The sequence below is a fragment of the Microbacterium sp. NPDC058389 genome, assembly GCF_042722305.1.
Classification (GTDB): Bacteria; Actinomycetota; Actinomycetes; order Actinomycetales; family Microbacteriaceae; genus Microbacterium.
Map to the genome: position 1 here is coordinate 1 of NZ_JBHXJQ010000009.1, position 14,331 is coordinate 14,331.

General features: G+C 71.4%; 10 protein-coding genes. 5 read left to right on the top strand and 5 right to left on the bottom strand.

What is annotated here, in order from left to right:
- Positions 1 to 208: 208 nt before the first annotated feature.
- On the top strand, positions 209 to 1,210 hold the full coding sequence (locus ACFWJ8_RS13125) for a glycoside hydrolase family 6 protein (RefSeq protein WP_378812044.1): 1,002 nt from the start codon (positions 209 to 211) through the stop codon (positions 1,208 to 1,210).
- 121 nt (positions 1,211 to 1,331) lie between these two features.
- A complete protein-coding gene (locus ACFWJ8_RS13130) occupies positions 1,332 to 2,237 on the top strand; it encodes a response regulator transcription factor (protein ID WP_378812046.1) in 906 nt (301 codons plus the stop codon).
- A gap of 158 nt (positions 2,238 to 2,395) precedes the next feature.
- Here the strand turns inward: ACFWJ8_RS13130 and ACFWJ8_RS13135 are convergent, their stop codons facing one another.
- Positions 2,396 to 3,877, bottom strand: coding sequence for a glycosyltransferase family 2 protein (locus ACFWJ8_RS13135; protein WP_378812049.1), 1,482 nt, complete (start codon positions 3,875 to 3,877; stop codon positions 2,396 to 2,398).
- A gap of 188 nt (positions 3,878 to 4,065) precedes the next feature.
- Between ACFWJ8_RS13135 and ACFWJ8_RS13140 the strand changes: the two genes are divergently transcribed.
- Complete coding sequence (locus tag ACFWJ8_RS13140) at positions 4,066 to 5,730, top strand: sensor histidine kinase (protein ID WP_378812052.1); 1,665 nt, start codon at positions 4,066 to 4,068, stop codon at positions 5,728 to 5,730.
- A complete protein-coding gene (locus tag ACFWJ8_RS13145) occupies positions 5,727 to 6,905 on the top strand; it encodes a hypothetical protein (protein WP_378812055.1) in 1,179 nt (392 codons plus the stop codon). The genes ACFWJ8_RS13140 and ACFWJ8_RS13145 overlap by 4 nt, the downstream gene beginning before the upstream one ends.
- Here ACFWJ8_RS13145 and ACFWJ8_RS13150 read toward each other — a convergent pair.
- The 4 genes from ACFWJ8_RS13150 to ACFWJ8_RS13165 form a co-directional block, all read right to left on the bottom strand.
- A complete protein-coding gene (locus ACFWJ8_RS13150) occupies positions 6,883 to 7,476 on the bottom strand; it encodes a hypothetical protein (protein WP_378812058.1) in 594 nt (197 codons plus the stop codon). The genes ACFWJ8_RS13145 and ACFWJ8_RS13150 overlap by 23 nt on opposite strands.
- Positions 7,477 to 7,544: 68 nt before the next feature.
- Positions 7,545 to 8,405, bottom strand: coding sequence for a tRNA pseudouridine(38-40) synthase TruA (truA, locus tag ACFWJ8_RS13155; protein WP_378812061.1), 861 nt, complete (start codon positions 8,403 to 8,405; stop codon positions 7,545 to 7,547).
- A gap of 32 nt (positions 8,406 to 8,437) precedes the next feature.
- Positions 8,438 to 9,871, bottom strand: coding sequence for a mechanosensitive ion channel domain-containing protein (locus tag ACFWJ8_RS13160; protein ID WP_378812063.1), 1,434 nt, complete (start codon positions 9,869 to 9,871; stop codon positions 8,438 to 8,440).
- Between the two features lie 10 nt (positions 9,872 to 9,881).
- Positions 9,882 to 12,104, bottom strand: a complete 2,223-nt coding sequence (locus ACFWJ8_RS13165; RefSeq protein WP_378812065.1) for an adenylate/guanylate cyclase domain-containing protein — start codon at positions 12,102 to 12,104, stop codon at positions 9,882 to 9,884.
- A 202-nt stretch (positions 12,105 to 12,306) separates the two neighbouring features.
- Between ACFWJ8_RS13165 and ACFWJ8_RS13170 the strand changes: the two genes are divergently transcribed.
- Positions 12,307 to 14,229 (top strand): acyltransferase family protein, encoded by a 1,923-nt coding sequence (locus tag ACFWJ8_RS13170; RefSeq protein ID WP_378812067.1) that lies wholly within the window; start codon positions 12,307 to 12,309, stop codon positions 14,227 to 14,229.
- Positions 14,230 to 14,331: the final 102 nt, after the last annotated feature.

Genomic DNA, 14,331 nt, shown 5'->3' on the forward strand with positions numbered 1-14,331 from the left:
GCCTTCGACGCCGAGGCGTCGACCGCGAGCCCGCTCGCCGCGGCGCTGCTCGAGCTGATCGGCTCGCAGACGGGCCGCACCGCCTCGCGGGGGCGCACGGGGCGCACGTCGGCACGGCGCACCGCGCCTGCTCGCGTGAACGCCTCGCGTCCGCGAACCGCCTGAGCCCCGGTCGCACCGTGCGGGTGCGCTCTCGTAGAGTCTGGTCGTGGCCCTCTCGCGACGAACCGCAGCGTTCCTCGCAGCCGCAGGCCTGCTCATCGTGGCGGCGATCGTCGTGGCCGTCGTCCTCGTGCGCGCTGCGCAGGCCCCTCAGCCGCCCGCGCGGGGCACCGCGGTGGTGGCCTCCGCACTGTCGAAGGCGAGCGATGCCGCCGGCGAGACGGCAGCCGGCAGTCCGGAGCACGCCGCGGCGCAGTATCTGAGCGAGCAGCCCACGGCGGTGTGGCTCACGCCCGAGGGCGAGCCCGTCGACCGGGTCGGCGAGCGCATCGCGCAGCTGGCCGTCGAGGCGCGCGAGCAGTCGGCCCGCATCGCCGTCGTCGTGTACGGCCTTCCCGGCCGCGACTGCGGCGGGCACTCGGCCGGCGGCCTCGACGCGCACGCGTACGCAGACTGGACGACGGCGATCGGCCAGGCGCTGCGGGACGCCGCCGACACGTCGCCGATCGTGCTGCTGGAGCCCGACAGCCTGGCGCTCGCCCCGGAGTGCGGGAACGCCCCGGAACGCGTCGAGCAGCTGGCCGCGGCCGTCGAATCCCTCGTCGCGGACAGCACATGGATCTACGTCGACGGCGGTCACTCCGATTGGCTCCCTGCCGAGCAGATGGCAGAGCTCATCGGACGGGTCGACAGCGCGTCGCGGACGGCCGGCGGAAGCGGCATCCGGGGCTTCGTCACCAACGTCTCGAACTTCATGGCGACCGCCGACGAGGTCGCGTACGCCCACGAGGTCGCGTCGCACCTGGACGGTCTCCACGCGATCATCGACACCTCACGCAACGGCGCCGGATCGAACGGCGAATGGTGCAACCCTCCGGGTCGTCGCATCGGCGACCCCGGCGGCACCGTCGGCGACGACGTCGTCGACACCAATCTGTGGGTGAAGCCGCCCGGCGAGAGCGATGGCGAGTGCAACGGCGGTCCACCCGCCGGCCGGTGGTGGCCCGCGGGCGCCGTGGAGCTCACGCGGGACGCGGTCGCAGAATGACGCAGGACCGGGCATTTGGCCCGCTGTGTAGCATCAGGGGTACTTGCGCATGCGTCGGGGGCCGCGGCTGGGGTCGGTCATCGTCGCAGCCGCCGCCTTCGCCCGGAAAGAGAACGCACGCATGAGCACCCCTGCTGACGAGCTGAAGACGGCCGTCATCATCGAGGACGACGCCGAGATCCGCCACATCCTGGCCGAGGTGCTCGAATCGTCCGGATTCTCGACGGTGTCCGTCGGCAACGGGATCGACGGCGTGCGCGCCGTCCTGACCTACAAGCCGCTGCTGACCACGATCGACGTCAACATGCCCGGCATCGACGGCATCGAGGCGGCCAAGCGCATCCGGGCCCAGTCCGACACCTTCATCATCATGCTGACGGGGCTGAGCGAGGAGGCGGACGTGATCGCGGGCCTCGGCGCCGGTGCCGACGACTATCTGCTCAAGCCGTTCCGTCCGCGCGAGCTCCGCGCCCGCGTCGAGGCGCTGCTGCGCCGATCGCGCGGCGTGCCTGCGGCGCCGTCGCCTGCTCCGGCCACACAGGGCGACGTGGGACCGTCCTTCCCGGTGCGCACCGCCACCTCGGCGGTCCCCACCGCGCCGGCCGTCGGCGACGTCGACGCGCCGGCCCCGCTCGTCGTGGCACCCGCATCCGGTTCCGGCGGGGCGGCCGGCCGGGTTCCCGTCGACGCGGACGGGGAATGGCTCGAGCATCGAGATCTGCGGCTGCATCCCGAGAACCGGGTCGTGCTGATCGGCGGCGACGAACTCGACCTCACCCGTACGGAGTTCGACCTGCTCGCGACGCTGCTGGAGTCCAAGCGCCGCGTGCGCAGCAAGGCCGACCTGACGCTGGTCCTCCGCGGAGAGTCCTACGTGACCAGCTACTACGTCGGGGATGCCGACAAACGGGCTGTCGAGGCGCACATGACGAATCTGCGCCGCAAGCTCGGCGACAGCGCGGCGAACCCCCGCTACATCGAGACCGTGCGCGGCGTCGGCTACCGCCTCACGGCCGAGTCGGCCTGACGAACGACGAGACGCCCGCTCGCCCCAGACGAGCAGGCGTCTCCTCGCCGGCCCGGGGATGGCCGCCTCCCACAGGCGGCCATCCCCGTGTCTCCTCCCCCGGCGCTGATTCCGCGGACCAGCGCCTCTCCCCGGATTCCGACCCGTTCGGGTACGGGTCAGACCTTGTATCCGTGCTGTCGACGGATGAGCTTGAAGAACATGGACAGTGTCTGCAGCACCGTCACGACACCCACGATCGGCCAGCCGATCCAGAGGATCGTGGACTGCACCATCGGGCCGAGCATCGACCAGATGACGGACGTCGCGACGATCACCGCGATGACCACGATCAGGGGCGTCCAGTGGCCGAGCCCCGCACCGCGTTCCGCCTTCGCCTGCATCGCCCAGTTGTCGACCTTCTTGCGCGAGAGAAACCGGGTCCACGACCGCGCGAAGTAGCTCAGTCGCAGCCACATGTAGATCTCGGCGGGCACGAGGGTCACGGCGAACAGGATGTCGCGCACGTTGCGGTTGCCCATCGTGAGCGCCATACGCGTGTTCAGGGCGATCGCGACCGCCGGTGCCAGCAGCCACCACGGCGAGAACACGAACGCGCCGATCGACAGGGACCCTGCCAGGAGCAGGACGAACGCCACGCGCACGAAGAGGTTGGTGAGCATGCCGAAGTTCTCCAGCCAGCGCACCCGGAGGTTCGGGTGGAACGGCTGCCCCTTGGTGTCGCCTCGCTGGCCCGGCCACATGAGCTCGATCGCACCGTAGGTCCACTTCACCTGCTGAGCGTCCAGGGCACGCAGGGTGGTCATGCCGCCGACGTCGGCGCGCGCGAACGGACTGATCTTCGTGAGGTAGCCGGCGCTCTTGATCTGCAGCGACAGCAGCGAGTCCTCGACCTCGGAGTCCTTCACCCACGGCGTGGACTGCCGGTTGGCCGCCATCACATCGCGCAGGGCCTGCGTGGAGAAGATCGAGAACTGCCCGCCGAGGACCGCCATGTTGCGTCCCCGCAGCAGGTTGTGCAGGTTGAAGGCGGCGAACTGCGAGCGCTGCCCCGTGATGAGGAACCTCGCGACAGTGCCCTTGATCGGGCGATCGTCGATCGAATAGATCGCCGAGATGCCGCCGATGCGGGTGTCCGAGACCGCCTCCGACTCGAGGTACTCGACTGCTCGCGGGTCGGCGACGGTGTCACCGTCGACGCCGAGCAGATAGTCGTAGCCTTCGACGAGCGCGTAGCCGTAGTTGAGGGCGCCGACCTTCTTGTCGGGGTTCTTGCCGATGTCGTGGACGAAGACCTCGGTGAACTGCTCGCCGAGCTCCGTCACGACCTCGTGGGGGCCCGCGAACTCCGACGCGATCCGCACGGTCGCGTCGGACGTGTTGTTGACGACCACGTGGATGACGTCGGGCACCCGGGTCTGGGCGAGGAGCCCCTCGATGACCTGCGCGATCGAGGCCTCCTCGTTGTACGCGGGGATGACGCAGCCGATCGTCGACCGGTGCAGCGGGCCGTCGTCGAGCACGGCCTCGAAGTCGTCCGCGAACCCGTGCGACGGGTCGGCGATGACCTCGAGCGCCGTCGCGCCCGGCAGGGGTCGCGCGGTCCGCGTACTGCGGCTGAGGGGCACCAGGTCGGTCACGTTCGTCGCTTTCATCTCTCGGTCCCGGGCTCTCGGGAGTGGCTCCAGCCTCCCTCGCCGACCGCAACACCCGTCTGAGAGACGGCGAGCGCTCCCGCAAGGTTTGCGCAAGGCATCCGCAAGACGTGTTCGCCGACACCCGGCGCACGACCCGAAATCCCGGATGAACGGCCAAATAGAATCGATTCATGCGGATCGGGGCGGCAGAGACGACGTTCGTCGTCGGCACGCCCGATGCCCGCACCCGGTCGATCTGGCTCACCCAGCTCGTGCTCGCCGCCAGCGTTCTGATCACCGCGGTCCTCGTGATGGTGCTGCAGCCCGCGACCTTCGGCCGGTGGAACTTCCTCCTGGGAACGCTCGCCGTCGTCGTGCTGACGCTCGCGACGCTCGCCGTCCCGTGGTCCCGCATGCCGGCGCCCACGGTGCTCGCCGTGCCCTTCGCGGATGCGCTGGCGATCGGACTCGTCTCCAGCGGCACCGAACTGCGCCTCGGGTATCTGTGGGTGTTCCCGGTGATGTGGGTGGCGATGCACTTCCGGGCCACCGCGCTGGCGGCCCTGCTCGCGCTGATCGGGCTCATCCTCCTCGTCGACTCCTCGATCGCCTCCAGCAGCATCGCGGCGCTGCGCGTGTTCGTCGTGCTGATCTCCCTCACGTTCATCGGGATCACCGCACATCTCGCCCTCCGCCGCACGCGCTCGCTGCGGCGGCTGATGCGCCGGCAGGCGGGACGTCTGACGGCCACGCTCGGCCGCCGTTCCGACCAGGAGCGGCGCACGATGGAGATCCTCAACGGGATCGACACCGGCATCGTCCGGCTGTCCGAGGCCGGCACCATCCTCGCCGTCAACGACGCCTACTCACGGCTGTACGGACTCGACCTCCTCGATCCGACCCTCCCCGCCCGCTCCGTCGAGTACACCGGGCTGCGGGGGATGCCGGTCCCCTACTCCGAGCGTCCCTTCTCGCGCGCCACCCGCGGCGAGACCTTCACCGATGCCTCCGTGTGGCTGTTCACCGCCGAGGGCGAGTGGCGTGCGCTGTCGGTGACCGCGAAGCGGCTGGCGGCTCGCGGTGACGAGGATGCCGGCGTCCTGCTGCTCGTGCACGACGTCACGGCGCTCACCTACGCCCAGCGCGAGCGCGAACGGTTCACCGCGATGGCCTCGCACGAGCTCAAGCACCCGCTCACCGTGATGATCGGCAACGCCGAGCTCGCCCTCGAGCTCGACGACCTCGCCCCGCGGACCCGCGAGCGGTTCGAGTCGATCATCGCCGCGAGCGACCGCATGCTGACCATGACCGAGAGTCTGGTGACCACGTCGCGACGCGGCTTCGGCGGGCGCGACGAGGTGGACGACATCGACCTGCGGCAGATCGTCCTCGACTCCGTCGCGTCGTTCCGGGCGACAGCGGCCGCGGCGGACATCACGATCGACGTGCGTGCCGACGAGGCCCTGCCGATCGCCGCCGACGGCTTCCGGCTGCGGCAGGTCGTCGACAACGTCGTGAGCAACGCCATCAAATACACGCAGCGGGACGGCGAGGTGCGCATCCTCGCGGCGATCGATCGCGCCAGCGTGGTGCTGACGATCGCCGATACGGGCATCGGCATCGATGCCGACGATCTGCCCCTGGTTCTCACGCCCTACTTCCGCGCCGCGGAGGCGAAGGAGAAGGCCGGCGGGACGGGACTCGGCCTCGGCATCAGCAACGACATCGTGCGGGCCCACGGCGGCACCCTGTCGGTCGAGAGCGAGACCGGCGCGGGCACGACGGTGACCGTGACGCTCCCGCTCGCCCCGGCGCCGGACGCCGCTCCGCCGCGCACCGGGAGGGAATCGTCATGACCGATCCCATCTCCGACTCGGGGGTCGACCTCGGCATCGCGCAGGCGGTGATCACCACGCTCGCGACGATGCTCACGATCGGCGTCGCCTTCCTCGTGAAGCCCGGACGCGCGACGCTCTACTGGAGCTTCGCGTTCGCACTCGCGATGATCGCGACGTACGGCGTCGTCGCCGGCGAAGTGGCGGACATGGAGACCCTGCGCCGCGCCTCGCTGGGTCTGCTGATGGGATCGCCGGCGCTGCTGTGGTCGGGGTTCCGCGCCGACTGGGGCATGCGTCCGCACGTGTGGGCGGGGCCGCTCGTCTCGGCGGCCTCGGCTCTCGCCCTGGCGCTGGCCGGTGATGTGGCGTGGTTCACGGTGACCTATCGCACGGTCTTCTTCGCGGCGTCCGTGTTCGCGGCACTGTTCGTCGTGGACTGGGCGCGCCGCGGCGCGGCCGCGCGCGGGGACCGTCTGCTGCTGCCGCTCGTGATCGTGTCGATCGCGTTCTTCGTCACGGGAGCCGCGACCTTCGTCGCGGGTCTCGTGTTCCCGCCTTCGGGCGGCGACGATTTCACGCTGGTGCGCCTGATCTCTTCGGCAGGGATGCTGGTCTACGTGGCGTGCGCGCAGGTCGCGGTCGTGGGCGCCACGGCGCGCGACAGCGGTCTCGGACGCACCACCACCGTCTCGACGGCGTGGCAGCAGTTCGAGCACACCGCCGGCGAACGCCTGCTGCGGGCGCAGAAGTCCTCCGAGCCCTGGTCGGTCGTCTTCCTCGCGATCGACGACGCCGCCGACATCCGGCAGAGCGCGGGTGCGCCGGCGTTCTCACGTCTGTCGGAGCGGCTGGAGGCCACCGTGCAGGAGGTGTTCCCCGCCGAGTCCGACGTCGGCTCCCCCACGGCGGGCGCCGTCGTGGCATTGGTCCCGCGTCCGGAGGCGGCTGTGCGAGACCTGCTGCGCACCGTCCTCGAGCGGATCACAGAGCTGGATGTGGACGGTGCACTCCCCATCCGACCCACCGCGAGCGCCGGATGGGCGCCGGCCTCGGTGCTCGGCTATGACCTCGACACGCTGGTGTACACCGCGAGGGAGGCAGCGCGCCTCGCCAGCGGCAAGGGCGGCGACCGGTGGGAGCGCGTCGGGGCGACGGTCGTCGAGCGCCTGATCAGTCAGTCAGAGCAACTGTGATCGTGTCGGTCGCGGTCTGTTTGGCATACTCGCTCGACGTCGGCGTGGTCTGCACGAGGAAGTCGTAGCTGAACTGCAGCGTGACGGAGGTGGCCTCGGCGGGCACCGGTCCGACGTTGAACGTCTGCGAGTAGCTGTACGGGTCGAGCACGAGGTACCCCGGGCTCACGGTCGCGGCGTCCACCTGGGGTTCGAGGGGATCCAGCGGCCCTGCCGCGGAGGACGGCACTGCGGTCATCGACGCGCGCTGCAGGTACACCTTCTGGCCGTCCGCGGGCTGGACCGTCGTCTTCAGCGCGATGCTGACCGGCTTGACCGCCTCCGGCGTCCACTTGTCCATCGAGAGCGTCGACCAGTAGTCGACTGTCGCCGTCACCGACCCGGCGGTCAACTCTCGCTGCGTGGCACCGCCCGACAGGTCGTTGGGCACGGGCGTCGGCACCGCCGTGGACGTCGCACTCGGACTGCTGCCGCCACCCTGGTCCCACGGAGCGGGTCCGCACCCGGCGAGCAGCGCGGCGGCGACCATACCGACGGCGACGACCGTGACGTATCGATTGACCCTGCGCATGCGACCCCCGTATCCACCCCCGGCGGGAAACGTCCGGTCAGTCTAGCTTCGCGCTCGCGCGCGGCGGCTCAGTCCAGGGCGCGCCGCGCGCGGGTCTGCTCGGCGCGCCGGGCCAGCAGGTCGTCCGCGGGGTATCCGACCTCGGTCAGCGTGAGCCCGCGTGCGGCGAGCACCTTCACCTCGGGCACGCGCTCCTGCGCGTCGCGGATGTCGACCACATCGTCGACGTCGAGGCGCCCTTCGCCGACGGCCACGCACGCGCCCACGAGGGCGCGCACCATGCTGTGGCAGAACGCGTCGGCCTTGACGTTCGCGACGAGCACGCCGGCCGCGTCGCGATGCCAGTCGAACTCCAGCAGCGTGCGGATGGTGGTCGCCTCTTCGCGCGGTTTGCAGTAGGCCGCGAAGTCGTGCAGCCCGATGAGGGCACGGGCGGCGGCATCCATCGCGGTCTCGTCGAGGGCCGCGCGCACCGTGGTCGTGCGGTTGCGCTCGAGCGGATCGTAGCCGGTGACGGTGTCGGCGATGCGGTACTCGTAGCGCCGCCACACCGCGGAGAAGCGTGCGTCGAAGCCTTCGGGCGCAAGGCGCGACCCGGTCACCGCGACATCGGAGTACGCCCCCAGGACGCCCGTGATCCGCGCGGCGAGCGCGTGCGCACGGTCCTCGGGGGTCTGAGCCGCAGCCGACGGGCGGGCATGCCGTGCCAGCATCCGCTCGCTCTGGGCTTCGTCGAGGTCGACGTGGGCGACCTGATCGCTCGCGTGGACGCCGGCGTCGGTACGACCGGCGACCACGAGCCGCGGGCTGCCGCCGACGACGCGGGCGAGCGCCGTCTCGAGGGTCTCCTGCACGGTGCGCAGGCCCGGCTGGCGCGCCCACCCCCGGAAATGCGTGCCGTCATAGGCGATGTCGAGCCGGATGCGCACGTGCCCACTCTATGCGCCGGAGAGGGGATGCCTCACCCGACGACCGCCCGGCCGCGCGGCAGCTGACGGCCCACCGCCTGCAGCGCCGCAGCGGCCTGCCGCACCCGGTTGTCGCTCTCGCGCACCATCTCGCGCGCCACCACCGGATGCGCACGCACGATGTCGTCGAGGACACCCACCGGCACCACGAGCACGTCGACCTCGGTCGTCGCGACGGCCCGCGAGATCGTGTGCGTGCGCGACAGCGCGGTGAGCCCGACCGGATCGTCGACGCCCAGCACCCCCACCTGCACGAACCCGTCGTCGTCGGTGGAGATGCCGAGCACGACGCTCCCCGCGAGGATGAACCGGGTCTCCACCGGCACGACGCCGGGGCGCAGCAGGGACTCGCCGGCGCAGTACCGTTCCAGCCGCGTGTGCGCGGCGAGGGTGTCGGTGTCGCCCGGGGCGAGACTCAGCGCCGGCGCGATCTGCCGCAGCGCGTCCTGCAGGCGCGAGGGCGTGCGCCACTCGTCGGTGAGATCGCCGTCGAGGTGCAGGTCGGCGCGGCGCGCCGCGTACCAGAGCCGCGTCGCGAACGCATCGGCCACGGCATCCCGATCCCCTGGCGTGCGCAGCGGGATCGCGACCTCGTAGCGCGAGCCGCCGAGCGTCTTCGCGGTCGGCTCGGGGCCGGCGGCGATGAGCGGGATGTCGCGGGCCACCGCCACCAGCAGCTCGCGCACCCGGCCGGGCGGATCGTCGCTGCCGAACTCGAACGCCATCGTCGCGGCGTACGGCTCGGGGTTGCGCGACAGGTTCGTGAAGGTGCCGCCGGCGAGCTCCGCGGTCGGCACCACGATCGTGCCGTTGCCCGTCTCCAGATGCACGGCGCGCCAGTTGACCTCGACGATCTGCCCGCGCGTGCTGCCCATCTCGATCCAGTCGCCGAGCTCGAAGGGCGCCTCGAAGATGAGGAAGAGCCCCGACACGATCGAGCCGACGGCGTTCTGCAGCGCGAGGCCGACCACGATCGAGGTGATCCCGAGCGCCGCGAACACACCGGCGACGTCGGCGCCCCACACCCACCAGAAGAGCAGCGCGATGCCGACGACGATGAACACGAATCGGATCAGGTCGCTGAAGATCGTCGGGAACCGGTCGCGCCACGACCCCTTCTCGGCACGGTGGAACACGAGGTGGTTGACCGCGTTGATCGTCACCACGATCACCAGCAGGCCGAACACCGTCCAGACGACCTTGGGCCACGTGCCCGAGCCCTGCCACGCGCCGGGCTGGCTCAGCAGGACGAGCACACCTGCCACCGGCACGACGTAGTTCCGCACCATCGCGACGATCGGCGCCGCCCTGCTGCCACGACGGACGAGCGCGTTGTAGAGCTCGGTCAGCCCGATGAGCGTGAGCGGCAGACCTACCGAGACGATGACCGCGGGCCAGAACCAGGGCTGCTGTGCGATGTCGGACACGGTCTCCGCCTCACGCCTCTGCGGCCGTGTTCACCGGCACGACGGCCGGGGTCTCGACCTTCCACACCCGCTGACCGCCGCTCTGCGTCTCGATCTCGCCGGCCGGTCGCACCGGGATCGAGTCGGGCAGATGGTCCGCGACCCGCTGGGTGATGTAGATGCCCGGTTCGTCGGAGTCGCCCTGCACGCGGAACGCCAGATTGACGGCATCCCCCCACATGTCATAGACGACCCTCGCACGACCGATGAGGCCGCTCGTCACCTTGCCCGAGTCCAGGCCCGCCCGCAGGGTCAGCTCCACGCCCTGCTGCGCCGAGTAGCGCTCCAGGATCGCATCGAGCTCGCGCGCGAACTCGACCGCGCGGCGGGCGTTGTCGACGCGCGGCGTGGCGAGCCCGCAGCTCGCGAGGTAACTCTGCCGCGTCGTGCGGACCCGCTCGACGCCGTGCCGTTCCGCGGCCTCGTCGAACGAGCGCACGAGGTCGTTCAGGCGTGCGATCGCGTCGTCGGACGACAGCGACAGCGCCCACGCCTCGAACCCGACGATGTCGGCGAAGACGACGGTCACGTCGTCGCTGTCCTGGGTGATGGATGCCTCGTCCCCCGGCTTGTACCGGCTCGCCATGCCCTCGGGCATGAACGACAGGATGAGCTCCTCGTTGGCGCGCTCCTGGTCCTCGATGAGCTGCGACTTCACCTGCAGGCTGCGACTCATGTCGTTGAACGCGTCGGCGACGTCCGCGAGCTCGTCGCTGGACCCGGCGTCGACCTGCACGCCCTCCTCGCCCGCGGCGATGCGCTGCGCCGCGGTCTTGAGGCGGCGCAGCGGGCGCACGAACACCTGCGCGAGCACGAGCGACAGCAGGCAGACGAAGATGATCATGCCGGCGGTCGAGAGGATGAGGTTGCGCGTGAAGTCCTCGACCGGCACCATCGCCTCCGCCTCGGTCTGCTGCGCCACGATGACCCAGTCGAGCCCGTCGATGTCGAGCGGTGCATACGCGGTGAGGCTCTCGCGGCCCAGGTAGTCGGTCTCGAGCACGGTTCCGGTGTCGCCCGCGATCGCGCGCGTGACGCCGTCCGCTCCGATCGACTGCTGCAGCAGCGTGTCGCCGTTCTCCACGCTCAGGCGCGCGGCCTCCGGAGCGAGCCCCGCCGCGACGGCGGCCTTCTCGTACGCCGCGGGATCGTCCTGCAGGGCGCGTGAGACCGAGCGCATGTAGCCGTCCTCGCCCACGAGGTAGGTCTCGCCGGTGGCGCCCAGCCCGTTGAGGGCGAACGCCCCGTCGACGGTCATCACGTCGTTGATGCGATCGATCGGCAGCTCGACGGCCAGCGCGCCGATGATCTCCCCGTCATCGGCGATGGGGGTCACCGCCCACCCGGCGGGGGTGCCCAGGCTCGGGTTGTAGGGCGCGAAGTCGGCGAGGACGACGTTGCCGACGATGTTGCGGGCCATCGCCTCGCGGTAGGCGTCGGCGAGGTTCGACAGCCGGTACGGCCCGTCGAACAGGTTCGTGCCGAGGTCGACGCCCTTGTAGGCGGTGTAGACGACATCGCCCTCGGTGTCGATGAGCAGCACGTCCTCGAAGTCCTGCAGCTGGGTCATCGCACGGAAGTACGGGTGGTAGTCGCGGTGCGCCTGCGTCCACGCGCTCGGATCGTCGGCCCCGTCGTTGCGGATCGCGTCGGCCCAGTCGTCGTACGGGGTGACGTAGTAGTACTGCAGGTAGCGCTGCGCCGCGGTGTGCGGGGCGAAGCTCGCCCCGTCGACGGTCGCGCCGGTCGCCTCCGCCAGCTGCGCCGCGAAGACGTCGCGGTAGTACCCGTCGACCGCGGTGGACGCCGCGCCGTCGAGGGACACGCCCTGCAGCTGCGCGTATCCGTCGGCGAACGCCCGCACGGCCTGCTTGCTGGTGTCGCCGAGGGCGGCGAGTCGCACGGCGCTCTCGATGCCGTCGAACAGCTGCGTGACCTCGCGGGCGCGGTTCTCGCGGATCTCGACGAGCCGCTCGTAGGCGATCCCCCGCAGCGCCTGGGTGCCGTTCACGTATCCGATGACGCCGACCACGATGCTCGACAGCACGCTGACCGACAGCAGCATGATCAGCAGGATGGAGTAGATCGACAGCCCACCTCGTGACCGGGCGCGCGGAGCACCCACCCACTGCGCCGCCGAGCCGGCAGGCTCCGCGCGTGCGGCAGGCTCGCTCGACACCCCAGATGCGGACACGCATTCTCCCTTCGCGCGCCCTGTGTGCCGCGCGCTCCCTCACGCGCGTCCCCAGGCCCCTCGGAGGTCCCCATAACCCCGATTTGGCCCCACCTTAGCGCTCGGTCCCTCGCGGGCATAGAGGCGCGTGCCGCTGAGGTGATACGTCGCGCTCGGCGACGTAGACTTGCCGTTTCCCCCTTCTCCCGTTCCTGCAGAACTGATGTCGTCGATCGCGCCCTCCACCCAGCCGTCCGCCCGCTTCCGGGGACTGGACGGTCTTCGGGCCATCGCCGTGATCCTCGTCGTCGGCTACCACCTGTTCCCGCCCGCCGTACTGCCCGGCGGCTTCGTCGGCGTCGACGTGTTCTTCGTGATCAGCGGGTTCCTCATCACGAGCCTGCTGCTGCGCGAGCGCGCCGCGACGGGCCGGGTGGCGCTCGGGCGCTTCTGGCAGCGTCGCGCCCGGCGACTGCTGCCCGCACTCGCGCTGGTGGTGGCGGTGTGCTCGACCCTCGCCTGGCTCGTCGGCGGCGACGTCCTGGTGCGCCTGGACGCCCAGGTGCTGGGGGCGGCCACCTTCAGCTCCAACTGGCTGTCGATCGCGGGCGGAGGAGGCTACTTCTCCGCCGCCGCGCCCGAGCTGTTCCGCAACTTCTGGTCGCTCGCCGTCGAGGAGCAGTTCTACGTGCTGTGGCCCCTGGTCTTCCCGCTGTTCCTGCTGCTGCCCCGCACGTGGGGCAGGGCCGCCGCCGCCTTCGCACTGGCAGCCGCGTCGGCTGCCTGGATGGGCGTCGTGGCGGCACACGGAGGCGACCTCACGCGCGCGTACTTCGGGACGGACACCCACGCCTTCGGGCTGCTGCTGGGTGTCGGGCTCGCGTTCCTGCTCGTGCCCTTCCTTCACGTGCCGACCTCGTCCCGGGACGCCGCCACCCGCCCCCACTGGACGCGGACGGGCACCGCACGCAGGACCGCCGATGTCGCGGGCGTCGTCGCACTGTCCGGTGTCGTCGCGGTCGCGTCGCTGCCGACGGCGGACTCCGGCGCCGCGTTCCCCGGTGCCCTGCTCGCCGCCAGCGTGCTGAGCGCCGTCGCCATCACCGCGGGCGTATGGCCGGGCGGCCGGTTCGGTCGCGCGATCGACGTCGCCCCGCTGCGCTGGGTCGGCGACCGCTCCTACGGCATCTACCTGTGGCACTGGCCGCTGCTCGTCCTCGCCATGGCGGTGCTGCGGGGTGCGACGACGACCTCCGTCGTGCCGGTGCCGATCGGCCTCGGGGTTCTGGCGCTCACGCTGGCGGCATCCACGGCGTCGTATCGGTTCGTCGAGACGCCGGTGCGCCGCCACGGTTTCCGCGCGTCGCTGCGCGCGCTGTGGCGCCGCCTGCAGGGCGGGCCCCGCGCCCGCCTGCGTGTGCTGGGCGCCGCACTCGCGGGGGTCCTGATGCTCGCCGGCACCGGTGCCGCTGTGGCCGCCGCTCCGGACGAGTCGAGCGCCGAGGCCGCTGTCGAGGCCGGCCGGCGTGCCCTCGACCGGGCTCGCGTCTCGCCGGAGTTCACGCCGGCTCCCACGGCGCCGCCCGCGCCGGCCGACGGCGGCGTACCCGGCGACCAGATCAGTGCGATCGGCGACTCGGTCATGCTGGCCTCGGCCGGCGGCCTCATGGACCGGCTGCCGGGAATCGACGTCGACGCCGAGGTGTCGCGCCCGATGCGCGCGGGGCCCGGCATCGTGGAGTCGCTCGCCGCCGACGGGCAGCTGCGCCGCTACGTCGTGGTCGCGCTCGGCACCAACGGCCCCGTCGACCACGACGCTCTCGACCGCATCGCCGACGACCTCGGCCCCGACCGCAGCCTCGTGCTCGTCAACGCCTACGCGCCGCGGGACTGGATCCCCGGCGTGAACGCCGATCTGCAGACGTTCGCCGCCGCGCACCCCGACGTGGTCGTCGCCGACTGGGCCGGTGCCATCGCTCCGCATGAGGACCTGCTGGCGGGCGACCGCATCCACCCCGGCGCCGGCGGCGGGCGCATCTTCGCCGACACCGTGGCCGCGGCCGTCGACCGCGTCGCCGATGAGCGCCGCGAGCGCGCCGAGCTCTTCGTGCGCCTGCAGCAGGCGCGCCTCGACGCCGACCGCTGACGCGGCCCCGCGGCGCCGCCGGTCCTCAGCCGAGGAGCAGAGCCCGGATGCGGACCGACACGCCGAGCGGCTCTCCGCATCTCGGCTCAGTTCCTCGAATGA